Origin of the sequence: Hydrogenimonas cancrithermarum (assembly GCF_030296055.1) — a bacterium.
GTDB classification, from domain to species: domain Bacteria; phylum Campylobacterota; class Campylobacteria; order Campylobacterales; family Hydrogenimonadaceae; genus Hydrogenimonas; species Hydrogenimonas cancrithermarum.
The window spans coordinates 1372274-1395999 of record NZ_AP027370.1 but is presented as its reverse complement, the minus strand read 5'-3'; the positions used below and the strand labels follow the sequence as shown (position 1 = coordinate 1395999).

At 51.1% G+C, this 23726-nt stretch carries 23 protein-coding genes; 17 read left to right on the top strand and 6 right to left on the bottom strand.

Annotated elements, in window-relative coordinates:
• Positions 1-36 precede the first annotated feature (36 nt).
• The 7 genes from secG to QUD54_RS07130 all read left to right on the top strand — a co-directional run bounded on the left by secG (position 37) and on the right by QUD54_RS07130 (position 5032).
• Positions 37-375 carry a preprotein translocase subunit SecG gene (secG, locus tag QUD54_RS07160; protein ID WP_286336073.1) on the top strand — a complete coding sequence of 113 codons (339 nt, stop codon included), beginning with the start codon at positions 37-39 and terminating at the stop codon, positions 373-375.
• Positions 375-1325, top strand: coding sequence for a polysaccharide deacetylase family protein (locus QUD54_RS07155; RefSeq protein ID WP_286336072.1), 951 nt, complete (start codon positions 375-377; stop codon positions 1323-1325). The genes secG and QUD54_RS07155 overlap by 1 nt, the downstream gene beginning before the upstream one ends.
• Positions 1326-1336: 11 nt before the next feature.
• Positions 1337-1900 (top strand): ribosome recycling factor, encoded by a 564-nt coding sequence (gene frr, locus QUD54_RS07150; RefSeq protein ID WP_286336071.1) that lies wholly within the window; start codon positions 1337-1339, stop codon positions 1898-1900.
• Between the two features lie 92 nt (positions 1901-1992).
• On the top strand, positions 1993-2601 hold the full coding sequence (gene pyrE, locus QUD54_RS07145) for an orotate phosphoribosyltransferase (protein ID WP_286336070.1): 609 nt from the start codon (positions 1993-1995) through the stop codon (positions 2599-2601).
• A 9-nt stretch (positions 2602-2610) separates the two neighbouring features.
• Complete coding sequence (locus tag QUD54_RS07140) at positions 2611-3096, top strand: RDD family protein (protein ID WP_286336069.1); 486 nt, start codon at positions 2611-2613, stop codon at positions 3094-3096.
• An 11-nt stretch (positions 3097-3107) separates the two neighbouring features.
• Positions 3108-4220, top strand: a complete 1113-nt coding sequence (locus QUD54_RS07135) for an MFS transporter (RefSeq protein WP_320051515.1) — start codon at positions 3108-3110, stop codon at positions 4218-4220.
• 35 nt (positions 4221-4255) lie between these two features.
• Complete coding sequence (locus tag QUD54_RS07130; RefSeq protein WP_286336068.1) at positions 4256-5032, top strand: TIGR04219 family outer membrane beta-barrel protein; 777 nt, start codon at positions 4256-4258, stop codon at positions 5030-5032.
• On the opposite strand, the gene QUD54_RS07125 is transcribed toward QUD54_RS07130, so the two are convergent.
• The 4 genes from QUD54_RS07125 to typA form a co-directional block, all read right to left on the bottom strand.
• Entirely contained in the window at positions 5029-5658 is a 630-nt protein-coding gene (locus QUD54_RS07125) for an NAD(P)H-dependent oxidoreductase (protein ID WP_286336067.1), read from the bottom strand. The two genes, QUD54_RS07130 and QUD54_RS07125, sit on opposite strands and share 4 nt — an antisense overlap.
• Before the next feature lie 2 nt (positions 5659-5660).
• A complete protein-coding gene (locus QUD54_RS07120) occupies positions 5661-6608 on the bottom strand; it encodes a DUF3137 domain-containing protein (protein ID WP_286336066.1) in 948 nt (315 codons plus the stop codon).
• Positions 6605-7159 carry a LemA family protein gene (locus QUD54_RS07115; protein ID WP_286336065.1) on the bottom strand — a complete coding sequence of 185 codons (555 nt, stop codon included), beginning with the start codon at positions 7157-7159 and terminating at the stop codon, positions 6605-6607. The genes QUD54_RS07120 and QUD54_RS07115 overlap by 4 nt, the downstream gene beginning before the upstream one ends.
• A gap of 102 nt (positions 7160-7261) precedes the next feature.
• A complete protein-coding gene (gene typA / locus QUD54_RS07110) occupies positions 7262-9070 on the bottom strand; it encodes a translational GTPase TypA (RefSeq protein ID WP_286336064.1) in 1809 nt (602 codons plus the stop codon).
• Between the two features lie 146 nt (positions 9071-9216).
• On the opposite strand from typA, the gene fliK reads away from it, so the two are divergent.
• Genes fliK through QUD54_RS07090 form a run of 4 tightly spaced genes read left to right on the top strand, consistent with a single transcriptional unit; the run spans position 9217 to position 14580 of the window.
• Positions 9217-10785: a flagellar hook-length control protein FliK gene (gene fliK, locus QUD54_RS07105; RefSeq protein ID WP_286336063.1), complete on the top strand. Its 1569-nt coding sequence runs from the start codon at positions 9217-9219 to the stop codon at positions 10783-10785.
• 14 nt (positions 10786-10799) lie between these two features.
• Positions 10800-11465, top strand: coding sequence for a FlgD immunoglobulin-like domain containing protein (locus QUD54_RS07100; protein WP_286336062.1), 666 nt, complete (start codon positions 10800-10802; stop codon positions 11463-11465).
• Positions 11466-11467: 2 nt separating this feature from the next.
• Positions 11468-12766, top strand: coding sequence for a flagellar hook protein FlgE (locus QUD54_RS07095; protein WP_286336061.1), 1299 nt, complete (start codon positions 11468-11470; stop codon positions 12764-12766).
• A gap of 56 nt (positions 12767-12822) precedes the next feature.
• Positions 12823-14580: a flagellar hook-basal body complex protein gene (locus QUD54_RS07090; protein ID WP_286336060.1), complete on the top strand. Its 1758-nt coding sequence runs from the start codon at positions 12823-12825 to the stop codon at positions 14578-14580.
• On the opposite strand, the gene QUD54_RS07085 is transcribed toward QUD54_RS07090, so the two are convergent.
• Positions 14581-15678: a deoxyguanosinetriphosphate triphosphohydrolase gene (locus QUD54_RS07085; protein WP_286336059.1), complete on the bottom strand. Its 1098-nt coding sequence runs from the start codon at positions 15676-15678 to the stop codon at positions 14581-14583.
• Between the two features lie 54 nt (positions 15679-15732).
• Between QUD54_RS07085 and thyX the strand changes: the two genes are divergently transcribed.
• Positions 15733-16347, top strand: a complete 615-nt coding sequence (gene thyX / locus QUD54_RS07080) for an FAD-dependent thymidylate synthase (RefSeq protein ID WP_286336058.1) — start codon at positions 15733-15735, stop codon at positions 16345-16347.
• A 23-nt stretch (positions 16348-16370) separates the two neighbouring features.
• On the opposite strand, the gene ruvC is transcribed toward thyX, so the two are convergent.
• Positions 16371-16841: a crossover junction endodeoxyribonuclease RuvC gene (gene ruvC / locus QUD54_RS07075; protein WP_286336057.1), complete on the bottom strand. Its 471-nt coding sequence runs from the start codon at positions 16839-16841 to the stop codon at positions 16371-16373.
• A gap of 122 nt (positions 16842-16963) precedes the next feature.
• On the opposite strand from ruvC, the gene dnaA reads away from it, so the two are divergent.
• The 5 genes from dnaA (at position 16964) to queF (ending at position 23725) form a co-directional block, all read left to right on the top strand.
• Positions 16964-18298, top strand: a complete 1335-nt coding sequence (gene dnaA, locus QUD54_RS07070) for a chromosomal replication initiator protein DnaA (protein ID WP_286336056.1) — start codon at positions 16964-16966, stop codon at positions 18296-18298.
• Positions 18299-18503: 205 nt separating this feature from the next.
• On the top strand, positions 18504-19571 hold the full coding sequence (dnaN, locus tag QUD54_RS07065) for a DNA polymerase III subunit beta (protein WP_286336055.1): 1068 nt from the start codon (positions 18504-18506) through the stop codon (positions 19569-19571).
• Positions 19572-19584: 13 nt separating this feature from the next.
• Positions 19585-21903 (top strand): DNA topoisomerase (ATP-hydrolyzing) subunit B, encoded by a 2319-nt coding sequence (gene gyrB, locus QUD54_RS07060; protein WP_286336054.1) that lies wholly within the window; start codon positions 19585-19587, stop codon positions 21901-21903.
• Positions 21903-23339 (top strand): EAL domain-containing protein, encoded by a 1437-nt coding sequence (locus tag QUD54_RS07055; protein WP_286336053.1) that lies wholly within the window; start codon positions 21903-21905, stop codon positions 23337-23339. The genes gyrB and QUD54_RS07055 overlap by 1 nt, the downstream gene beginning before the upstream one ends.
• Positions 23336-23725, top strand: a complete 390-nt coding sequence (gene queF / locus QUD54_RS07050) for a preQ(1) synthase (protein ID WP_286336052.1) — start codon at positions 23336-23338, stop codon at positions 23723-23725. The genes QUD54_RS07055 and queF overlap by 4 nt, the downstream gene beginning before the upstream one ends.
• Position 23726 lies beyond the last annotated feature (1 nt).

The window sequence follows — 23726 nt, the reverse complement described above, 5'->3', positions numbered from 1 at the left end:
TTATACCACCCACACCTTGTAAAGGCTTTTTTCATAATGATTACCGTTTTATTTGCACTTCAAATCGTACTGGCCGTCGTATTGACCATTCTCGTTCTGCTTCAAAAGAGTTCATCGATCGGCCTGGGCGCCTACAGTGGCTCCAACGAGTCGGTATTCGGCGCGAAGGGCCCCGCCGGCTTTCTTGTCAAAGCGACCTTCACCATCGCCTTCTTTTTTGTCCTCAACACGATCGCACTGGGTTACATGTACAACAAAATCTACAACCAGTCGGTCGTCGACGAGATCACAACCGAAAGCAGTGTCCCGACACCACCGGCTACACCTACTGTGCCTGCCGCACCGGCAGCACCCATGGCGCCTGCCACCAAATAATGCGCCTTTTCATCGGACTCTGGCTCATCGCGACGAGCCTCTGGGCCGATGCCCACATCTTCGTTTACCACCGTTTCGGCGACACCCGCCACCCCTCGACCGATACGACGATCGACGTACTTAAAAAACAGTTCGACTATTTCAAGGCACACGGTTACGAGATCGTTCCACTTTCACGACTCGTCACGGCGCTCAAAGCCAAACGGCCCATTCCCGACAACTGGGTTGTATTGACGATCGACGACAGTTTCAAAAGCTTCTACGTCAACGGCCTGCCGATTTTCAAAGCCTACGGCTACCCTTTTACCCTCTTTGTCTATACGAAAGGAACCGAATCGCACTACGGTGACTTCATGACGTGGGAGCAGATCAACGATGCCAAAAAGTACGGGGAACTCGGCTTTCACTCGCATACCCATCCCCACATGGTTTCCCAAAGCGACACCTTCCTCGAAAAAGATTTCGAGACCGGTCTCGCGTTGATGAAACTGCGAACCGGGGAACGTCCGAAATATTTCGCCTACCCGTACGGCGAGTATGACGGGCGTGTCAAAGCGATTGCCGAGAGTTTCGGTTTCGATGCCATCTGCAACCAGAATGTCGGCGCCGTATCGGAAGCCTCGGACCCATACGATCTCGACCGGATCGCGCTCACGGGCGATCCCGATCTGAAAAGCAAACTCGGCATAAAATTCCTGCCGGCAGAATGGATCGAACCCAAAGCGTGGCCCAAAGAGGGCATCGTCCGCGATGTCCGCATCAAAATCGACATTCCAACCAACGCCAAACGGGCTCAGCTGTACCTTACAGGCTACGGATGGCGATGGGTGGATTTGAATGACGGTGAAGTGAACCTCACGCTCGACAAACCGCTCAAAAACCGCCGAAGCCGTCTCATTTTAAAGCTTGATAACGATAAAATAAGCACAAAAATTTTGGTAAAGCCATAAGGAGAACGATCATGGAAGAGCTCAACGAAGTATACGAGTATGCCAAGGAGCATATGGAAAAAAGCCTCGACGTCCTGAAAAAAGATTTCAGCACGATCCGCACCGGCCGTGTCTCGACACACATTGTCGACAGCATCAAGGTCGACTACTACGGTACGCCGACTCCACTCAACCAGGTGGGCAGCGTCATCGCCACCGATGCACAAACCATCACGATCACACCGTGGGAGAAAAACCTGCTTCCGGAGATCGAACACGCGATCCAGCAGGCCAATATCGGTGTCAACCCGAACAACGACGGCGAGACGATCAAGCTCTTTTTCCCGCCGATGACGGTCGAACAACGCCAGGAGAGCGCAAAGCAGGCCAAAGCGATGGGAGAGAAGGCCAAAATCGCCATTCGAAACATCCGCCGCGACGCCAACGACAAAGTGAAAAAACTGGCCAAAGAGAAGACGATCACAGAGGATGAAGAGAAAAAAGGGCATGACCAGGTCCAGAAGATCACCGACGAATACATCAAAAAGGTCGACGAACTGGTCAAAGCGAAAGAAGCCGAAGTCCTGAAGGTCTAACCGACGCTTGCGTCGTCTCGCCGTATGGCGTAGCTTTAGTGAAAGGAATTTTCATTGGAGCTTCGCTCGAATGAAAAGGAGATATTGAAACGATGGATATCAAACAGATCTATATGGATGCCGATGCCTTGCTGCACGGCCACTTCAAACTGAGCTCCGGCAACCACTCCGAATACTACCTTCAGTCGGCCAAAGTCCTCGAAGACCCGAAGACCGCCAAAATTCTGGCTGAAGCGCTGGCGGCGCAGATCAGGGAATACGGGCTCGAGGTCGACACCGTCTGTTCACCCGCCATCGGTGGGCTCATTGCAGGCTTCGCGCTGGCGACGGCACTGGACTGCCGCTACATCTTTACCGAACGGGTCGATGGCACCATGACGCTGCGCCGCGGATTCGAGGTAAAAGAGAATGAGAAGATCCTCATCTGCGAAGATATCATCACCACCGGCGGCTCCGCGATGGAAGCGGCAGCCGAAGTGGAGAGGCTGGGTGCGAAAGTCGTCGGGTTCGCGGCACTCGCCAACCGCGGCTTCTGCAAACGTATCGGCAGTGACTTGGACCGCAAACCCAACTGCAAACTGCCCGAAGACAAACCCTTCTTCGCACTTGCGGACTTCGACTTCCCGATGTACAGCCCGGAGGAGTGCCCGATGTGCAAAGCGGGCAGCGAAGCGATCAAGCCCGGCAGCCGCGGCAACTAAGGAAAACCGATGGGGCGCTGGCGCAAAGTCAAACAGGGAAAGATCGGGAAGCGAAGAGAAAAGAGAAAAACCTCCGATGAAACCGCATTGCCATGCGCTCCGATCACTCTGCGCCTCAAAGCCTTTTTGACCGACACTTTCATGATTACGATGCCGATACTCTACATCGTCATCTATCTTGTCATGGGAGACCGCGAAGGGTTCCGCGAACACATGGGAGAGGGGTGGCTCATCATTCTCATCGTGCATATGGCGGCAACGCTGCTTTTTTGGAAACTCAAAGCCCAGACACCGGGAATGAAGGCATACGACCTTACCCTTATCGATCCGCAAACGGGAGAAAAACCCGGCATCGTCAAACTGTTCCTGCGCTATGTGATGCTTCAAACCGCCATTCTCTCCTTTTTCGGTATGTTCCTACCCTTTATCATGCGGCATAAAGAGGGGCTGCACGACCTGGTCTCCGGTACCTGCATCGTCTACAGACCGCGTTAAGTCCCACCATCATGTTCTGGCGGCTTTCGGCTTTTTATCTCTTCTATTTCGCCATTATCGGCGTCTATGTCATCTTCTTTCCCAAAGCGCTGCAGATGGCCGGTTACTCGAGTGCACAGATTGGAGTGCTTCTTTCGGCGGCACCGCTGATGCGGTTTCTGGTCCCCTTCTTTTTTCTCAAGCATATCAAACTCGATCGAAAGAGTTATACTCTTTCACTGATCATCCTCTCCATCTCGGTCCTTCTTTTCTACCCGGCACTGGAGCATTTCAAGGCACTCCTCGCGGTCAATCTCCTTTTCGGTGCCTCCATCAGTATCTCTTTGCCCTTTGTCGAAGCCCGGGCGCTCGAAGTGCTCGACAGGCACATCTACGGGCGTTCGAGGCTTTTCGGTTCCATCGGTTTTATGCTGATTGCATTGTGGCTCGGGAAAGTGTTGGAAACACCTCTGGATGCGCTCCACTACCTCCTTGGCACGACTCTGATGACGACGCTCAGTGGGCTGGCCATCGTCTACGGCCTGAAACCACACCACGCCAAAAGCGAAAAAAAGGGGAGTGGCGCAAACTTTTCGATCCTGCGCTTCTGGCCTTTGTGGCTCAGCTTCTTTCTAATGCAGGTGAGTTTCGGAGGATTCTACAACTTTTTCACGATCTACGAGACCAGCCACGGCATCGGACTCGAGATGACCAGCTGGCTCTGGAGTTTCGGCGTCATCTGTGAAATCGCCATGCTCTACTTCCAGGGTCCGCTACTCCATAAAAATCTGCTCGTCATTCTGCAGATCACGATCGCCGTCACGGCACTGCGGTGGATGCTGCTATGGCTCTTTCCCGATTCCCTGGCAATGACTTTCGCCACCCAGAGCCTCCATGCGCTCGGTTTCGCACTCTATCACAGCGCATCGATCACGCTGCTCTATTCACTCTACCGCCAAAAAGCGCTGGCACAGCAATTTTTTCTGGGCATCTCCTATGGGCTGGGCGGTTTTGTCGGAGCTATTCTGGCCGGACAGATCTATGGCGAGTATCTGTTTCTTATCGAATCCATGATCGCGCTCACGGCCTTTTCGATCCTGAAACTTCAAAAGGGCATAACGATCACGTCGAATCGGCCGATATAGCCGTATAAAAACAATCTCAAGAAACAAGGATACAGATGAAAAGAATATCCCTCATCGCTTCCGCCGTGATCGCGTTCACGGCGACAACGGCAACGGCCGATACCATCGGCGGGGAGATCGCCGTCGGAGGATGGAACCACGAACCGAGCGGTTGGATCCAATACCCGTCGAACCCGACAGATGCCAACAAGATCGATCTGAACAAAGATCTGAACCTCGATACAAAAAGTGAAATCTACATTCGTGCGAAAATCGAACATCCGATTCCTATACTGCCCAACATAAAACTCGCCTACACCCAGGCGACCAGCAGTGGAGAAGGAGAATCGACGAACGACTATCAGTTTGGAGATATCACGATTCCCGCCGGCTCCAAGACATCGACCGATGCCCAGCTCAACAGTTACGATGCGACTTTCTATTACGAAATCATCGATATCGGAATGGATCTGGATCTCGGTATCACGGCACGCTATATCGACGGATATACCGATATCACCGTCAACCCCGGTACCCCTGGCGAACAGCACGACAAAAGCGATCTCTCCTTCGTTCTCCCGCTCATTTACGCGAACGTCCGTGTTCCGATTCCGTTTTTCGAAGGTCTCTCCGTCGGTGCCGAAGGAAACTACATCACCTACGACGGAAGCACCGTCTACGATCTGCAGGCGGACCTGCGCTATACCTTCACGATGGGGCTGGGTGTCGAAGCGGGATATCGGGCTCAGAAATACAAGCTCGACGATGTGGAAGATACCAGCAGCGACGTCGACATCGAAGGGTTTTTCGTCGGCGCCGTCTGGGATTTTTAAAGATACTCTACGATTTGATCGAGCGGAAGCCGGATCTTTTCCGGCGCCGGCTTGACCCGATAACCGAAAGCGATGATAAGCGCAAGCTCCTCTTTGGCCGGGTCCATTTCAAGCAGCGCCTCCACCTTCTCCTTCTCGAAACCTTCGATCGGGCAGCTGTCGATCCCCATTGCGGCCGCACCCGTCATCATGTTGGCCGCCGCGATGTAGCACTGCTTCGATCCCCAGCAAAACAGCCCCTCCGTCGCCAGTTTATGCGCGGCGAAGGTATCGTACAAGTCACAGTAGGCTTCGACCTTCTCTTTGGGAAGGTCGCGTCGGGAGAGCATATCCCTGCTGTAGCGGCTGCCGGGGGCCAGCGGTCCGAGGATCGATTTGACGAGCACCAGATCGCTGCAGGTGGTGATCTGTGGCTGGTCCCAGCAGAGCGGTCTGATCCGCTCCTTCAGCGTTTGGCTCTGCACGACACTGAAGCGCCACGGCTCCATCCCGAACGATGAGGGGCTGAGCCTGCCGAACTCCAAAATCATCTCCAGATCCTCTTTGGGGATCTTTCTGTTTTCGTCAAATCGCTTGCAGGAATATCGTTCCTGCATCGCCTTTAGAAAAACCTCTCTATTCTCCATCTTTACTCCTTGCTCCAGATTCGTCGGTTCAGATTGAGCTCCTCTACGATACCGAGAATAAGATTAAGATTCTCTATGTACGCTTTGAAAATGTCGATGCTCAAAAGTGACTTCAGCAGTGTCGGTTCGAACCAGTCGCCCCCGTTGGCGATGGCGATGAAGAGTTTGTCGTACTTGAAGGAGAGATAGAGGGGTGCATCGGCCCTTTTTTTCAAGGCCACCAGTTTCTCCATGATAATCGGCGTCAACAGATAGTGTGCCTCGATCGGGTCGTCCGCATAGACTTTGAACTCCTTTTCGAACGCAGGATTGTCCATACGGACCAGCTTTTTACTGGCCATGCCCTGCAACCAGCCACCCAAAACTCCCAGATATCTCTCCGCGATATCGGGAAACACCATCGTAGTATGCTTGAACGATTTGTGAAATTCCGTCATGATGAAAGTGCCCGCAAAGATGGTATGGCGATCTTTTCTGCCTTTCGCATCGGTCGTCTCCTTCTCCACCGTCAGATCGCTGAACTCGATCGGCGTTTCACCGATCTTCCCTCTGATCAGGTCGTTGCCGTCGTAGTGGTCGATATCGTCACTGAAGAGGCCACTGAGCCGAAAAATGGTTTTTGGGATCATTCCGTCCGGAATGTAAATTAGATTCGGATCGATTCTAGTAACGATTTTTCTGAAAATCCGCTCTTTGAATCGCCGACGGTAGGAGCCCATCAGCCAATTGATCACAAAACCGAGAAGTACGAACGCACCGAAGGCTAGGAAAAGGAAGGTCTCTGCGTTGCCTCCCGTCCGCGAAAGAATCCAAAGGAGGGCAAGCGCCACGACAATGAAAACGACAACGATCTGCCGGACAATCCGCTTCCGCTCTTTTTCGAGCGCTTCAAGCTCCGGATAAAGCCCTTCATAGTAGTAATCGAGCAGATCCGACGTATTGAATTTCACGGTTCAAGCAGCTCTTTGATATCGATGTTTTTGCGTTCGATTTCCGGTATTTCGAAAAGCGTTTTAGGTCCAAAATTGAACCAGTTTGCGATCAGCGAAGAGGGGAACATCTGGCGGGTGTTGTTGTAGTCGGTCACCGCCTGGTTGTAGGCGCGCCTTGCCGCGGCGATCTGTTCTTCGATCTCGTTGAGGGTATGCATCAACTGTATAATCTGTTCGTTCGCCTTGAGCTCCGGATAGTTTTCAACCGCTACCATCAAACCGTGCAGCGGCTGGGTCAGCTCATCGGCGATGGCGATCTTCTGCTCCCGCGTGAGGTTTGGCTGCATCGCTTTGGAACGAAGCTCGGTCACCTTTTCGAGCAGACCCTTCTCGTATTTCATCGACTCTTTCATCAACGTCACGAGATTCGGGATGAGGTTGTAACGCTTTTTGAGCAGCGCGTCGATCGAAGCGAAAATATTGTCACATTGATTGCGGCGGGAAACGAGCGTGTTGTAGATCAGTACCCCTATCAGGAGTATCACACCGATGCCGATAAGAAAATTCATGGAAAAATCCCTTTTTTTGATCTTGTTTTAGTATACCAAAATGGGAATGAATCGAGAGGAGAAGGAGACCGCGAGTGCAGTCTCCGACAAAGGGAAAGCGGACTACTTCTTCTGTTTTTCCATACGTTTGCGCACGTGCGGATCGAGATAGCGTTTGCGCACGCGGATGTTTTCCGGTGTCACTTCGACCAGTTCGTCGTCTTCGATCCACTCCATCGCACGCTCGAGCGTCATTTCACGCGGCGGCACGAGAACGATCGCATCGTCGGCACCGGAAGAACGGACGTTGGAGAGTTTCTTGCCCTTGATCGGGTTGACTTCCAGATCGTTGGGACGGGCATGTTCTCCGATGATCATCCCCACATAGACTTCAGTCTGCGGTTTGATGAACAGTGTGCCACGGTCTTGCAGGTTGAAAAGCGAGTAACCCAGCGCTTTGCCGTTCTCCATCGAGATAAGGGCACCGTTGGCACGGTGTTCGACATTGCCGACGAAGGGGCGATAGGCCAGGAAGGAGTGGTTCATGATCCCCTCGCCTTTGGTATCGGTCAGAAACTGCGTTCTGAAACCGATAAGCCCGCGTGCCGGAATCTCGAACTCGATGCGCGTCGTACCGTCCGGCATCGGGTTCATCGAAGTCATCTCCGCCTTGCGGCGGCCAAGCTTCTCGATGACCGACCCGCTGAACTCTTCGGGTACGTCGATCACGAGGTGCTCGTACGGTTCCATACGAACACCGTTCTCCTCTTTGATGACGACTTCGGGGCGGGAAATCAGAAATTCGAACCCTTCACGGCGCATATTTTCCGCAAGAATCGAGATCTGCAGCTCCCCGCGGCCGGAGACTTTGAAACTTCCTTCACCCAGTTGTTCGAGGCGCATCGCGATGTTGGTCTGCATCTCTTTTTCGAGACGCTCTTTGAGCTTGTTTGAGGTGACGAACTTCCCTTCGCGGCCGGCGAACGGACCATCGTTGACACTGAAGATAACCGACAGGGTGGGCTCTTCGATATGAAGCGGATCGAGCGGCTGCGGATCGTTCGGATCGGTGATCGTGTCACCCACATCAATCTCGTTGAAACCCGCGATCGCGACGATATCGCCTGCTTCCGCCTCATCGATCTCGATACGCTCGAGCCCCAAAAATCCGATCAGTTTGCTGATGCGCCCCTTGACTTTTTCCCCGTCGCTTTTGGCCAAAAGCACCTGCTCGCCCGCCTTGACACGCCCGTTGAAGATACGCGCGATACCGATACGTCCGACGTAATTGTCGTAATCGAGCGTAAAGATCTGTGTCTGAAGTGTATTGTCGGGGCTTCCTTCGGGAGCCGGTACATACTCCAAAATCGCATCGAAAAGCGGCGTCAGATCTCTGTTTTCGTCATCCATGTTCCATTTGGCATACCCGTCGCGCGCGGCGGCGTAGAGAACAGGAAAGTCGAGTTGCGTTTCGTCCGCTTCGAGGGCGACCAACAGGTCGAAGACTTCGTCGACGACACGCTCGGGCTCGGCGGCCGGCTTGTCGATCTTGTTGACGACGACGATCGGGCGAAGGCCCAGTTCGATCGCCTTTTTCAAGACGAATTTCGTCTGCGGCATAACCCCTTCCTGGGCATCTACCAGTAGCAAAACGCCGTCGACCATTTTAAGTACCCGTTCCACTTCCCCGCCGAAGTCGGCATGGCCCGGGGTGTCGATGATGTTGATCTTGTAGTCGTTGTAGCGGATCGCCGTATTCTTGGAGAGAATCGTGATCCCGCGCTCTTTTTCGATGTCGTTGCTGTCCATGACACGCTCGGCCACCTCTTTGTGGGCCTCGAATGTGCCCGATTGCTGCAGCAGCCCGTCAACCAGTGTCGTCTTACCGTGGTCGACGTGTGCGATAACGGCAATATTGCGAATATTTTGCATATGTACTATTTCCTACTAACTTTGTAAATTTGCGCCATTATATCCAAAAATACTTCATATAAGCAGCTTATCGGAAAATATCATCTTTCTATGCCGTTATGGAACATCTTTTGCTTAGACACTTAAAAAAAACGGAAAGGTTTCGTATGGCCACATCCATTCTTCCTCCTTTGAAAACGGTGCAGGCAGAGATATTGGCCGAAACTCCGGAAATTTCCGATTCGACAAAAAATCCCGAGCTTTTCAGGGAGCTTCTGAGCATGATTCAAAGCGAGTCGTATGAAGAGAGAGAACCGCGTTCCCTTTTCGACGTATCGAAGAGGGAGCGGAAGCCGTCAATGCAACCAATGCAATCGCTGATTTCCGAATCGAAAACCGAAAAAGACCCAAAAAAGCCTCACCTTCGTCTTAAGCCGAACGAGACGCTTCCTTTCGTCAAATCCAAATCCACCCTACGAAATGCAAAAAGTCCAGATGTCGAGGAAAGGGTGCCAAAGAAATTCGAAAATACGGTTTTGCAGCTTCTCACACGTTCATTATCGTTGGAACATTTACCGAAATTTCTGACAAAACATCCAACGAAACATTCAAGCGATCTACCAAAAGAGCATACCGACATACCCTTGCGACGAAACGCGATCCTTTCCCTGGCTTCGCTGAACCGGAATCTGGAAAAAGAGGAGGCGGTTCAAACGATCAAATCATCGAAAGGGATCGGCGACCTCGTCAAACGTGCCGAGGATTTCGGGCTCAATCCCAAAGCCATAGAGATAAAGTCCGAAATAGAGAAACCCGGCGTCTCCATACAGAGCTTTCGATCTCCAGCAGCGGTGAAAGAGAATCCGATACCTCTACAGACACTTTTACAACACGCTCCACATCTATCAAAAAGCGTTGCCACCCTGGTCCGGCAGCCGAAAAGAGCCGAAACGGCCGCATCCCGTCCCATCGAGACTCGACCCACCCTTCAGGCTCTGCTCGATAAAGTGAAAACAGAGAAGAAAATTTTGAACGAAAACGCCAAGCATGAGAAAAACCGATCATCGGTGGATTTTCCGAAATCTTCCTCGGATGGCAGGATTTCACGAGTGAAATCTCCTTCGAAACCTCAGCGAAACCCTGACTTCAGAGACCTTCTTTCAACGGTCGAACAGAGCGGCGGAAACAGAAAAATAGAGACGAATACACTACAAAGTTCCAGTGGAAACGAAGAGGCAAAAATTCCATCTTCGACTTCCAAAACGCGGCAGAGCGATCTGGAAATAGTGGAAACGGCACGAAACGAGATAGAGAGAAAAACGTCGGAACATCTGAATCAGAAAATCGCCGATGCAAAAACGACGATACGCCATTTTGCACAAAATCTGCAAAGGGAGGTCGAAAACTACAAACCGCCCTTTACCCGTATGCAGCTTACACTTGATCCCAAAGATCTCGGCAGCGTCGAAGTGACGCTGATAAGCCGGGGAAATAATCTTCATATCCAGGTCAATTCCAACCCTACCGCCATCGGAATCATGGCGACGCAGGGGCAGGAGTTGAAGAACCAGCTCGTATCGATGGGCTTCACCGATGTCCAGATGCAATTCAATATGAATCAGCAGCAGCAACACCAACACCAACGCCGCTCGGAAGCGGAGAACCGCTATCTTAAGATGGAAGAGATTTCCGAGAATTATGAATCGCTCGACCTGATCATCCCCCAATACATTTAAGTAAGGAGCAGACCATGGATGTGACAAATACACTGGCCACCCCATCGATTTCCACCGCAAACGATACCATCCAAAACCCGAACGGTATTTTGGGAAAAGACGATTTTTTACAACTTCTGCTTATCGAAATGCGCTACCAGGATCCTACCGACCCGATGGATACGGAAAAGATTTTGACACAAACGTCGGAACTGGCATCACTGGAATCGTCGGAAAACACGAACAAGGCCCTCGAAGATTTGGCTGCAACGCTTGGAGCTTCTCAGAATTTGAGTGCCGTAACCGCCATCGGCAAACTTGCCGATCTCGGCAATGACGATATTCGTCTCGATGAGAGCGGATCGACACGATTCGATCTCTACCTGCCCGAAGCGTTGCAGGCGGGAACATTCACGATCACCGATGTGAGCGGAAATGTCGTCAAAACCATCAGACTCGAAAATCTTGCACAAGGTGTGCAACAGTTCGAGTGGGACGGAACGGACGACCAGGGCAACAGAGTCGATAGCGGAATCTATCACGGTTCCATCTCTTACGTCACTCCCGATGAAAACGAAGTAAAAAGCCGCGTCGGAGTCTATCCGATCGAATCGGTCCGGTTCGAAAACAACGAAGCCTATTTCAAACTCGGAAACAGTTATGTCCCTCTGGCTCAGATCGAAGAGATTTATGAAGGATAACGATGAATACCTCATTCTATAACGGTGTCTCGGGTGTCAAAACCTATCAAAGCGGAATCGACGTCTGGGGCAACAACATCGCGAATGTCAACACAGTCGGATACAAAGCCAACCTGCCGGAATTCGGATCCATCTTTTCTCAGACTCTCGTCGATGGAAACAACTCCCCCACGGAGGATCAGACGGGACTCGGCTCGAGACTGGCATCGACGGCGATCAGCATGAATCAAGGAACGCTCCAACAGAGCGACAATGCACTCGACCTTGCCATACAAGGAGACGGATGGTTCGGCGTAAGCGGCATCAACAATCAGCAGTTTTATACCCGAAGCGGCAACTTCTCGACCAATGCCGAAGGGTACATCGTCGATGGAAGCGGGAACTTCCTGCTCGGAACCAGTGCCGACAACATCGGCCTTATGCCCGACCCGGAAGACCCGACGAAAACCATTCCCGTACTCACCAAATCGGTTGAATACGTCAACCTTACCACACCGCAGGGGCAGGGGAAACTGCAGCTTCCCACACGCATGTATTATCCACCCGAAGCCTCGACCAAAGCTGAATTCAAAGCCAACCTTCCCGTCGATTATGGGACAGGGCAGATTTTCAATCTCCGGGCCGGCCTTATCGCACCGGACGGATCGAAACATACATTGACCATCGCCTTCACCAAAAGTGCCGAACAGCCGGAACTTGGAACTTCCTGGAAATATCGTGCCTATATCGACGAGGAGGGAACCCCCTCTTCGGAAGTCCTCGGCACTCTGGAGTTCGACGAACGGGGAGCTCTGAAAACACTCCCCGCAACCTTCTCCATCGATAATCACGGGGGGCCGGTCATGGTGACACTCGGGACGACACCCTACGACGGCCTGGTCTCCATCGCCGGTGCCGACATCGCATCCTCTTCCGTCGCGGACGGCTTTCCGGAGGGGTATCTCGACGGTTACCGCATCGATCAGGAGGCCAATATCATCGCCTCTTTCGACAACGGGAGGCTCAGCAGTATAGGTAAAATTGCGGTGTTCCATTTTCAAAACGATCAGGGTCTGGAAAAAGCCGGCGGAAATATCTTTCGCACCTCTTCCAACAGCGGTGGTCCGCATTTTTTCACCGATAACGAGGGCAACACCGTACTCGGAGCACAAGTTATCAACAATGCCCTCGAAAACAGCAACGTCAGCCTGGCGACCGCTTTGACGGAACTGATCGTTATGCAAAAAGCGTTCGATGCCAATGCCAAAAGTATTACGACTGCCGATCAGATGATCCAAAAAGCGATCAATATGAAGAAATAGGAACGAATTTTGCTTAACGATAAAAAGAATAAAAATCACTATCAAAGGATAGCCTCATGATGCGCTCACTATGGGCCGGCGTGTCCGGACTTCAAGCCCACCAAATCGCAATGGACGTGGAGGGCAACAATATCGCCAACGTCAATACCACCGGTTTCAAATACAGCCGTGTCAACTTCGCCGATCTGCTGAATCAGACCAGCAAGATCGCCACGGCGCCCCAGGGGGAGCTGGGCGGCAAGAACCCGATGCAGGTGGGGCTGGGCACCCAGGTAAGCTCCATCACCAAAATTTTCAAACAGGGATCAGTTCAAACGACGGACAAAAATACCGACCTGGCCATCCAGGGCGACGGCTTCTTCGTCATCAGCTCCGACGGCGGCAGAACCTACAAATACTCCAGAAACGGGGATTTCGTCTTCGACGCCGCCGGCAACTTCGTAGACAACAACGGCTATATCGTCCAGGGGTGGCTCAGAGACCCCGAAACCAACGAGATCGACTCCACGGGACCGATCCAGAACATCACGATTCCGCCGGGACTCACGACCCCTGCCAACGCCACCTCCACGGTCGCGTTGAAAGCGAACCTCAACTCCGGTCAGATGATCAAGAACAAATCGACCGTCTTCGCCCTCGATACTACTGGCACCAATACCAGCGACGAAGCCCGGGCGATCGCCAATGCCGGCAAATCCTACTATCTCGATTTCAAAACCCTCTTCGACGGAACGGGCGAGTCTCTGGCCCTGCAGGAGGGTGACGCCTTCAGCGTCTCCTACGACGGCGGAACGAATTGGCACGAGTATGTCTATGACGACCCCAACATCCCCGGGTCACCGACCGGTGCTGTTTTCACCACCAACGAAGATTTGCGAAGTCAGATGCAAAACGACTCCGGTGTACAGGTCGTTATCAATGAACAGGGAAAATACGAGCTGATCAACAACTCCGGCGCCGATATGCAGGTACTTGTCAGAGAACCGACCGGTGCGGGCCATAACCTCAATCAGAAACTGCTCGATGTTTTCACGCCCCTGGAGGGAACCATTCCTGATGGCGACTCGAAGATCTCTCAGTCGCTCTATTCGGCGACCCACGCTTCGAGCATCGACATCTTCGACTCTCTGGGCACCAAACATACGCTCCGTTTCGAATTCAGGAAAACGGCCCAAAATACCAGCGGATCGGAGTGGATGATGATCCTCAGCGTCCCGCAGCCGTCGGAAATCAATACGACCGATCCCAAAAACTACCTGGTGGGGAGCATCTCTTTCAATTCCGACGGCTCCCTGTCGAGCTTTTCACCCACCAATATCAGTTTTACCGGAAACAACGGTTCCAGGCCGAAACAGACGGTCAACCTCGATCTGGGTACGGCCAACCTCTTCGACGGCATGACCAGTTTCGACAACCCCTCTAGTACCTCCGGCATCAGCCAGGATGGTTATCCCGGCGGTGATCTCAACGGGATCCGGGTTGACGAAAGCGGCACCCTCATCGGCAGTTTCACCAACGGAAGGAGTTTCGGTCTGGCCCAGGTGGCGATGGCCAGTTTCGCCAACAACGTCGGATTGGAGAGTTCGGGAGGCAACACCTACATCCAGACCTCCAACTCCGGCGATCCGATCATCGGCAAAGCTTCGACGGGCAAACGGGGTTTGATCCAGGCCTCCTCCCTCGAAATGTCCAACGTCGATCTGAGCCGTTCTCTTACACAACTCATCGTCGTACAACGCGGTTTCCAGGCCAACTCGAAAACGATCACCACTTCCGACCAGATGCTGCAGACGCTTCTTCAGTTGAAGCAGTAATCACTCCAATCCGTAAATCTCCCGGTACCGCATCAGCGCGTACCGGTCACTCATCCCCGCGATAAAATCGGCAACGACCCGCTCCATCTTCTCCCTCTCGAGACGCACTTTGTACGCTTTGGGCAAAAGATCGACATCTTCCGTCAGCGCACCATAGAGTTTTTTGATGCACTCTTTGCCTGCATGCATTTTGCTGACGATCCTTTCATGACGATAGAGTTTGTCGAACATCATCTTTTTGAGTCTTTTGATCTGTGTCGCAAGCGTTTTTTCAAACGCAATCGGAACCGGTTCGGAAGCGGGAATGGTACGGCAGAGAACCGTATCGTATTTCGGAAGATTTGGACGGCTCGAGGCGATGAGTTCCGTCACCAGATGGCTGATAAGCATCCCGACGAAGCGATAACGGTGAAGTTTCGTTCCCCGCTCCAACCCTTCGGCCCGAACCTTTTCATCGATATAAGCGACCAGTTCGTTTTCGAGAATATCTTCAAAACGGATGAGGCCATACTGAATCCCATCATCGATATCGTGGCTGATGTAGGCGATCTCGTCGGCATGGTCGACGATCATCGCTTCGAGCGAGGGGTGATAGTTTAGCCCGAAAACCTCGTCGTACCATTCTGTCAGAAAAGGTTTTCTGTAAGGGTAAGAGTGTTTCAGGATGCCTTCCAGCGTGGCGAAGGTGAGGTTGAGTCCGTCGAAGGGCGCGTATCGCTTCTCGAGTTTGGTCACGACCCTGAAAGATTGAAAGTTGTGTTCGAATCCGTTTTTGTTGCCATCGTCTTTGAGGCATCGATCGAGCGTATCGCCGCCGACATGCCCGAAGGGGGTGTGCCCAAGATCGTGTGCCAGGGCGATCGTTTCGGCAAGCGTTTCGTGACAATCAAGCGCATTGGCGATCGCCCGGGCGATCTGGCTCACTTCCAACGAATGGGTCAGCCGCGTTCTGAAGTAGTCCCCCTCATGGTTGATGAAAACCTGCGTCTTGTACTCCAGGCGGCGAAAACTGCTGGTGTGGATGACGCGGTCGCGGTCGCGCGCGAAAGGGTCTCGGAAATCGGGAATGGCGGGATGGAAACGCTCGGTACACTTCATAAGCGGCCTTTTTTATATTATAATTGGCAAAATTTTAGCCAAAAAAGGATGCGCATGAAAGTCACACTTCTTCACAACACGCCACTGGAGATATGCGCCCATGCCATCCGCACCTGCTGGCAGAGCTTCGACAAGAGCGACGGTGGCGGCGAAAAGGACAAGGAGCTGATCGACCGCGTCGGCAACAAGTTCAAACACGCCAGTACGCTCGAACATCTGGTCTACACCTTCTACATTCAGGATATCAGCCGTGCCGTATTGCAGGAACTCGCACGCCATCGCATGGCGAGTCTCAGCGTAAAAAGCACCCGCTATACCCTCAAAGAGCTGAAAGAAGAGGTGCCATTTACGGCGGAAGATATCGAACGCGCCGAAAAATACGTCGTCATGACCGACAATGCACTGGTCAACGAGATGAGCATCAAAGCGCTCGAAAACCTCCGTCAGCTTCTGGTTGCCGGCATCTCGAACGACAAAGCCAAATATGCCCTGCCGGAGTGTTACAAAACCGAACTCACCTGGACACTCAATGCCAGAAGCCTACAGAATTTCCTGCTGCTGCGAAGCGACAAAGCGGCCCTTTGGGAGATACGTGATCTGGCCTATGCCGTCTACGAGACACTCCCGGAAGAGCACAAATATCTTTTCACCGTTAAAACATACGATTGAAACTCTACACACCCGGCCGGTCTCTATGACTTCAGCCGTTGCGCGTGCGTGATCGCCACGGCCATCGCATCGGTGATGTCGAGCGGTTTGATATCCCGATCGATCTTCAGAATCCGTTTCACCATGAACGCCACCTGCTCCTTCGCCGCCTTCCCGTTTCCGGTGAGCGCCTTTTTTACCTGCAGTGGCGTATATTCCGCGAAATTTCCCAGCTCTTGTAAAATTTTCAGGCTGAGTGCTCCCCGAAACTGTGCCAGCTTCAGCACCGTTTTGGGATTGAAAGCGAAAAAGATATCTTCTATCGCCACCTGATCGACTGTATGAGAGTGCAAAATGAGATCCAGCCCCTCCACCAGTTCGACAATCTGATGCTGAAGTTCTCTCTCTTTGATTTTGATAAGCCCCGCCTCCATCAAGCGAAGTGTCCGCCCCTCTTTCTTGATAATGGCATACCCGCAGTTTCTGCTGCCAGGGTCGATTCCCAGAATATTCACGTTATTCACCCTCTTTTTCACACTGTGAATAACTCACTATTCACATTTTTCTAACCTCATTTTAACGTAATTGGGATAAAATATTCCAAGTTTTTCACATACTTTATTCACAGGTTGAATCGATGCTCGGACAACAGATTTTGGAACTTCTCAAGCAGGAGATTCCTCAAATAGAATACGATCGCTATATCAAACAGCTTCGCTATGACGAAGAGGCCTCGAGATCCGATATCGCGATATTTTACGCACCCAATCCACTCATCGCACGATGGGTGAAAACACGCTATGGAGAGAAGATTTCCCATCTTTTCGAGATCAAGACCGGCGTAAAACCCCAAGTCGTCGTCGAAATCAAAAGCCCGAAAAAGAAGAGCGTAACTTCCAAAGGGGGTGAATTGTCGGAGATCGGCACATCCAAACCCTCATCCAAAAGTACGATTCTCAATCCATCCTACACGTTTGAGAGTTTTGTCGTAGGAAGCTCGAACCAATTCGCCTATACAGCGGCGCAGCGGGTCGCCGAGAAACCGGGTGAACTCTACAATCCGCTCTTTATCTATGGCGGTGCGGGCCTTGGAAAAACCCACCTTCTGCACGCGATCGGCAACTTCAACCTCGCGCGAGGCCGTCAGGTCATCTTCACCTCGCTCGAACAATTCATGAACCAGTTTACCCACCATCTGCGGAACCATACAATGGACCGTTTCCGCGACAAGTATCGAAGCTGCGACATCCTGCTGCTCGACGATATCCAGTTTCTCAGCCGAAAAGAGGAGACCCAAAAAGAGCTCTTCCACACTTTCAACGAGCTTCACGGAGCCGGCAAACAGATCGTCATGACCTCCGATCAGCATCCCAAGAAGATCGCGGGACTGGAAGAGCGCCTCAGAAGCCGCTTCGAATGGGGACTCATCGTCGATATCCAACCGCCGGAGCTGGAGACCAAAATCGCTATCATCAAGAAAAAATGCGAACTCAACGGCATCCATCTCGACAACGACATCGTCAACTACATCGCGGCCAACATGGGCAACAATATCCGCGAAATCGAGGGAATCATCATCCAGCTCAACGCCTTCGCGAACATGATGAACCAGAACATCACCCTCGATTTCGCCAAAAACGTCGTAAAAAACCAGCTCAAAGAGCGAAGCGAAAACATCACGATCGACGATATCGTCAAAGTGGTCTCAAAAGAGCTCAACGTCAAACCGAGCGAGATCAAAAGCAAAAGCCGAAGCAAGAACATCGTGGCCGCCCGCCGTATCGTCATCTACCTCGCCCGTTCGCTCACACCCAACTCGATGCCGAGTCTTGCCCAGTATTTTGGTATGAAAGACCATACCGCCGTAAGCCACGCGATGAAAAAGATCAACGAAATGATCGATTCCGACGAGACGTTCAAGGCCAAAATCGAAGAGTTGAGCCACAAAATAACGTCCGCTACGAACGAGTGACGAAGTAAACCCCAAATAGCGGACGCTTCTATTTATTTTGACGTGAAAAAAAGATATAATAAATACCAGTGAAAAAAGGTGAAGAGCCCCGACTCGGCAGATGAATGAACAAACCCCTGAAAAATGGGATTACCGCCCGCTTTTCACATAAACACGCCATACGACTACTGCTACTAAAAATATTAAAAATATAAAAGGAGTTCCGATGAGACTTGCTGTGGCCAAAAGCACACTCGAATCTCTGCTTATCAATCTTCAGCCATTTCTGGAAAAGAAGGATACCTCCCAGATCACTTCTCACGTTCTGCTGATTGCATCGAACAACCATTTGACTGCCAAGGCTACAGACCAGGAGATCGGACTCAAAATCGATACCGAGCACGTCAGCATTCAACTAGACGGAAAAGCCACAGCCAACGGAAAAAAGCTGCTTGACATCGTTCGCATACTCAAAGAGGGCGACATCATTCTCGAAACCATCGAAGACACGCTCCACATCAAACAGGAGAACTCGAAATTCAAGCTCCCGATGTTCAATGCGGACGAATTTCCGACTTTTCCGGAAATCGACGATCTTCCTTCGATAGAGCTCGATTCGATGCAGCTGATTCAGATGTTCAAAAAGGTATCACCGGCCATTGATACAAACAATCCGAAATATGAACTCAACGGTGCACTCCTCAATATCAAAGAGAATGAAATCGATGTCGTCGGTACAGATACAAGACGGCTCGCGATCGGTAAGATACCGAACGAAAGCAATACCACGCTTTCGATGATCATCCCCAAAAAAGCGATTCTCGAAATTCAAAAGCTCTTTTTCGATCAGATCGAAATTCACTATGACGAAACCAATCTCATCATCACGGCACCCGGATACTACTTCTTTACCCGTCTTATCAACGGAAAATACCCCGATTATGAGCGAATCATCCCAAAAAGCGTCAAATACTCCCTGACACTTCCAAAGACGAAAATCATCGAAGCAATCAAGCAGATTACGACTATCTCCCAAGAGATAAAGATGACGTTCGAACCCAACTCCATCGTTTTCAAAAGTCTTGGAGACGAAAACTCGGAAGCACAGACCGAAATCGATGTTCCAACAGGCTTCGAAGAGAAATTCGTCCTCGCTGTCAATAGCCGCTATCTGCTCGATTTTCTAAGCCATATCGATACAGAAAATTTCACGATGGGTTTAAACGAACCGAACCTGCCCTTTATCGTTCAAAGCGGCAACTTCTCGACGGTCATCATGCCCATCATCATTTAAGGATTGTAGATAAATGAGTAACCAAAATTACGGCGCAAGCAATATCAAGGTCCTCAAAGGGCTCGAAGCGGTCCGTAAACGACCGGGAATGTACATTGGGGACACATCTGTCAAAGGTCTCCACCATCTGATCTACGAAGTCGTCGACAATGCGATCGACGAAGCGATGGCCGGCTACTGCGACAAAATAAAGGTGACTCTCAAAAAAGACGGCAGTGCCGTCATCAGCGACAACGGCCGCGGTATTCCGACGGACATGCATCCGACCGAAAAGATGTCGGCCGCCACAGTGGTTCTCACCGTTCTGCATGCCGGCGGAAAGTTCGACAAAGATACCTACAAAGTCTCCGGCGGCCTGCACGGTGTCGGCGTGAGTGTCGTCAACGCTCTGAGCGAACGTCTGCATATGACGATCTACCGTGAAGGAAAGATTCACGAACAGGATTTCGAAAAAGGGATACCCGTCAATGAACTGACAGTGACGGGCACGACACGAAAAACCGGAACGACGATTCAGTTCTGGCCCGATGCGACGATTTTCGAAACGGTCGATTTCCAATTCGACATTCTTGCGAAACGCTTCAAAGAGCTCGCCTACCTCAATCCGCGTATCTCCATCACCTTCGAAGACGAGCGTATCGGCAAAAAAGAGGTTTACCACTTCGAAGGGGGGCTGAACCAGTTCGTTCAGGATATGGCCAGGAAAGAGCCGATCTGCTCCGTCATCAGCTATTCCGAAAAGGCGGATGACATCGAAGTGGATATCGCATTCGAATATACGACCGCCTACGATGAGAAACTGCTCAGCTTCGTCAACAATATCCGCACACCCGACGGCGGAACGCACGAAAGCGGTTTCAGGGCGGGACTGACACGTGCCGTGAGCCGCTACCTTCAGGAGAATGCCAACGCGCGGGAAAAAGATACGAAGATCAGCGGCGACGACGTGCGCGAAGGTCTTGTCGCGGTCGTCAGTGTCCGCGTACCGGAACCGCAGTTCGAAGGGCAGACCAAAGGAAAACTGGGAAGCAGCTATGTCAAACCGCTCGTTCAGAAGCTGACCTATGAAAAGCTGATGAAGTATTTCGAAGAGAACCCCAACGACGCCAAAGCGATCATGCAAAAAGCACTGTTGGCGGCCAAAGGACGTGAAGCGGCGAAAAAAGCGCGTGAACTGACACGCCGCAAAGATGCGATGACCGTCGGAACGCTTCCGGGCAAACTGGCCGACTGCCAGAGCAAAGATGCATCGATCAGCGAACTCTATCTCGTCGAGGGCGACTCGGCGGGCGGTTCGGCGAAGCAGGGACGTGACCGTGTCTTTCAGGCGATTCTGCCGCTGAAGGGTAAAATTCTCAACGTCGAAAAGGCGCGTTTGGACAAAATCCTCAAATCCGAAGAGATCAAGAACATGATCACGGCGCTCGGATGTGGAATCGGCGAAGAGTTCAACCCCGATAAACTGCGTTATCACAAAATTATCATCATGACCGACGCCGACGTCGACGGAAGCCACATTCAGACGCTGCTGCTGACCTTCTTTTTCCGCTTCCTGCGCCCCATCATCGAAGAGGGGTACCTCTACATCGCCCAGCCGCCGCTCTACCGCTACAAAAAGGGCAAACAGGAGATCTACCTCAAAGACGACAAGGCGATGAGCGAATTCCTGATCGAACGGGGCATCGACGCTCTCGAAGTGCAGGGGATGGGAAAAAAAGATTTGACCGAACTCTTCAAGCTGGTCGCTTTCTACCGAATGACGCTCAAAGAGCTCGACAAGCGCTTCTCGCTCGTCGAAGTGGTCCGTTACTTGATCGAACACCCCGATCTCCTGGCGCTCGACAATCAGGCGCTTTTCGAAGAGATCAAAGTCTATCTCGACGGAATGGGGTATAACATACTCAACAAACATGTCAGTGACGATGTCATTCACCTCTATGTTCAGACAGATGAAGGGTTGGAAGAGATTATTATCGATGACGAGCTCTTCACCAATCCTTTCTACAACGAAGCACGATACATTTTCGACAAGATCAGTGAACGGGATTTGAGCATTTTCGAAGATAAAGATCTGCTCCAAATGCTCGACGAGATCGAAAAAAGCGCCAAAAAAGGTGCCTATATACAGCGTTACAAAGGTCTCGGTGAAATGAACCCCGAACAACTTTGGGAGACGACGATGAATCCGGAAAACAGACGCCTTTTGAAAGTGACCATCGAGGATGGAGAATCCGCCAGTGACGTCTTTACACTCTTCATGGGCGATGAGGTCGAACCGCGCCGCCAGTACATCGAAGAGCATGCAAAGGATGTCAAGCATCTGGACGTCTGATGCTCTATTCTGAAAAGCAGGAGCGCTCCAGACGCTTTCAGCTGGCATTGAGGATGGGAATTCCCATCCTCCTTCTGATCGGAGTTGTCCTATTCTATTTTTTTTGGAAGAACAAATTCGAGATCACTTCGATCGACCTTGTAATATTTATCGCGATTCTTTTCATCTCCGTCTATTTTCTCTTTTTTCTGATCAACCTTGGACAGTCGGAAACCTATATCGACCGTATGACAGGAGCTTTCAACAGGAACTGTCTTCTTAAAATATTGAAAAAGCAAATTCGTGGCCATCGCCACTATACGATTATATTGCTTCGCATCGACAATCTCTCTTTTATCAACGATCATTACGGAATCGACCGTGCCGACAAGCTTCTTCGTATCTTTGTCCATCTTCTGGATGAGTTTTTCAAACTTCACGATATCAAGGATGCCGTGATCGGAAGGTATCATGGAGGTGACTTCATTGTCGGGGTGCCGCTCGAAAGAAAAAGGGGGCTGGAACTTCTCGAAGAGTTCGTTTCGACCTACAAAGAGATCAACCATACCGCCATGGAGTTCAAATACGCTCTCGGCGAGAAAGATGAAGCGAAAGATATAGAGGTGCTCATTACCCACCTTTACGATACACTCTCTCAGCAACGCAATCCCGGTGCCCTGAAACAGAAACAGAGAGTGGACATAGGAGTGCTCGAAAAGGAGATCGTCGAAGCGGTGACGAACGGAGACCTCCTTCTTCACTATATCCCGACATTTCATACCAAAACCGATACGATCGATCTGTTCGAAGTGGGTGTGAAACTGAAAACCGCACACAACGGCATATTGCCGCCGAAAAAGTTCATTCCGGTCGTCAATCGTCTGGGCTACGAGAGAATATTCGACGAAAAACTCTTCCACGCCATTTGCCGGGATGCCAAAAAGGTTGAAAAGGGTATAAGATTCAGTTTCAACATCTCACCCTTTTCGCTTCGTAATGAAGATTTTGTAGAGACGATCAAAGAGATTGCAGGGAAAGAGGGGGTATCGTATGATCGTATTGTCATCGAACTTTTCGAGAATCGTGCATTCAAAGATCTGAAGCGTTACAGATTGGTGCTGGAGGAGCTTAGAGAGCTTGGCGTGAAGTTCGCACTGGACAATTTCGGCGCACCGAACGCCAGTTTCGAGTATATCAAAAAACTCCCAGTCGATATGGTACAGTTCGATAGAGATTTTACGGTTTCATACAACAATCCGAAAATCGCGGCGCTGCTCAAAGGGTATATCCAGGCATGTAGAAACATGGGAATCGAAACATTGGTGAAATGGGTCGACAGTGAAGCGTCAATGGAAAGATTCAGACAGTTGGGTGTCGATTACATTCAGGGTTTTAACATCTCGAACCGTCCGTTGGATAGTGAACATCTGATTAAAAAATATGGAGGAAATAGATGAGATACGGTGAAAAGATCGTAGAGAATTTCGATATCGACAAGGATTTGGAGATCTGGCCGAACAAATTCCGGAAAAATTACAAAATAACGATTACGCTACCGGAGTTCAGTTGTCTCTGCCCGCGGAGTGGCTACCCCGATTACGCGACGTTCAAACTGGAGTATATTCCCGATTTATGGGTGGTCGAACTCAAAGCGGTCAAACTCTATATCAACTCTTTCAGAAATCGTCATATCAGTCATGAAGAGAGCGCCAATGAAGTTTTCGATGTACTTTACCAGAAACTTCGGCCAAAATGGATGAAACTGACGGCAGATTTCAATCCCCGTGGGAATGTCCATACCCTTATCGAAATCGACAGCGACCATATCGAAAAAGAGGTGTAAC

What these genes read in the sequence shown, in the direction of transcription:
- secG (WP_286336073.1), top strand. Translation starts at nt 37, where the DNA reads ATGATTACCGTTTTATTTGCACTTCAAATCGTACTGGCCGTCGTATTG.
- QUD54_RS07155 (WP_286336072.1), top strand. Translation starts at nt 375, where the DNA reads ATGCGCCTTTTCATCGGACTCTGGCTCATCGCGACGAGCCTCTGGGCC.
- frr (WP_286336071.1), top strand. Translation starts at nt 1,337, where the DNA reads ATGGAAGAGCTCAACGAAGTATACGAGTATGCCAAGGAGCATATGGAA.
- pyrE (WP_286336070.1), top strand. Translation starts at nt 1,993, where the DNA reads ATGGATATCAAACAGATCTATATGGATGCCGATGCCTTGCTGCACGGC.
- QUD54_RS07140 (WP_286336069.1), top strand. Translation starts at nt 2,611, where the DNA reads ATGGGGCGCTGGCGCAAAGTCAAACAGGGAAAGATCGGGAAGCGAAGA.
- QUD54_RS07135 (WP_320051515.1), top strand. Translation starts at nt 3,108, where the DNA reads ATGTTCTGGCGGCTTTCGGCTTTTTATCTCTTCTATTTCGCCATTATC.
- QUD54_RS07130 (WP_286336068.1), top strand. Translation starts at nt 4,256, where the DNA reads ATGAAAAGAATATCCCTCATCGCTTCCGCCGTGATCGCGTTCACGGCG.
- QUD54_RS07125 (WP_286336067.1), bottom strand. Translation starts at nt 5,658, where the DNA reads ATGGAGAATAGAGAGGTTTTTCTAAAGGCGATGCAGGAACGATATTCC.
- QUD54_RS07115 (WP_286336065.1), bottom strand. Translation starts at nt 7,159, where the DNA reads ATGAATTTTCTTATCGGCATCGGTGTGATACTCCTGATAGGGGTACTG.
- typA (WP_286336064.1), bottom strand. Translation starts at nt 9,070, where the DNA reads ATGCAAAATATTCGCAATATTGCCGTTATCGCACACGTCGACCACGGT.
- fliK (WP_286336063.1), top strand. Translation starts at nt 9,217, where the DNA reads ATGGCCACATCCATTCTTCCTCCTTTGAAAACGGTGCAGGCAGAGATA.
- QUD54_RS07100 (WP_286336062.1), top strand. Translation starts at nt 10,800, where the DNA reads ATGGATGTGACAAATACACTGGCCACCCCATCGATTTCCACCGCAAAC.
- QUD54_RS07095 (WP_286336061.1), top strand. Translation starts at nt 11,468, where the DNA reads ATGAATACCTCATTCTATAACGGTGTCTCGGGTGTCAAAACCTATCAA.
- QUD54_RS07090 (WP_286336060.1), top strand. Translation starts at nt 12,823, where the DNA reads ATGATGCGCTCACTATGGGCCGGCGTGTCCGGACTTCAAGCCCACCAA.
- QUD54_RS07085 (WP_286336059.1), bottom strand. Translation starts at nt 15,678, where the DNA reads ATGAAGTGTACCGAGCGTTTCCATCCCGCCATTCCCGATTTCCGAGAC.
- thyX (WP_286336058.1), top strand. Translation starts at nt 15,733, where the DNA reads ATGAAAGTCACACTTCTTCACAACACGCCACTGGAGATATGCGCCCAT.
- dnaA (WP_286336056.1), top strand. Translation starts at nt 16,964, where the DNA reads ATGCTCGGACAACAGATTTTGGAACTTCTCAAGCAGGAGATTCCTCAA.
- dnaN (WP_286336055.1), top strand. Translation starts at nt 18,504, where the DNA reads ATGAGACTTGCTGTGGCCAAAAGCACACTCGAATCTCTGCTTATCAAT.
- gyrB (WP_286336054.1), top strand. Translation starts at nt 19,585, where the DNA reads ATGAGTAACCAAAATTACGGCGCAAGCAATATCAAGGTCCTCAAAGGG.
- QUD54_RS07055 (WP_286336053.1), top strand. Translation starts at nt 21,903, where the DNA reads ATGCTCTATTCTGAAAAGCAGGAGCGCTCCAGACGCTTTCAGCTGGCA.
- queF (WP_286336052.1), top strand. Translation starts at nt 23,336, where the DNA reads ATGAGATACGGTGAAAAGATCGTAGAGAATTTCGATATCGACAAGGAT.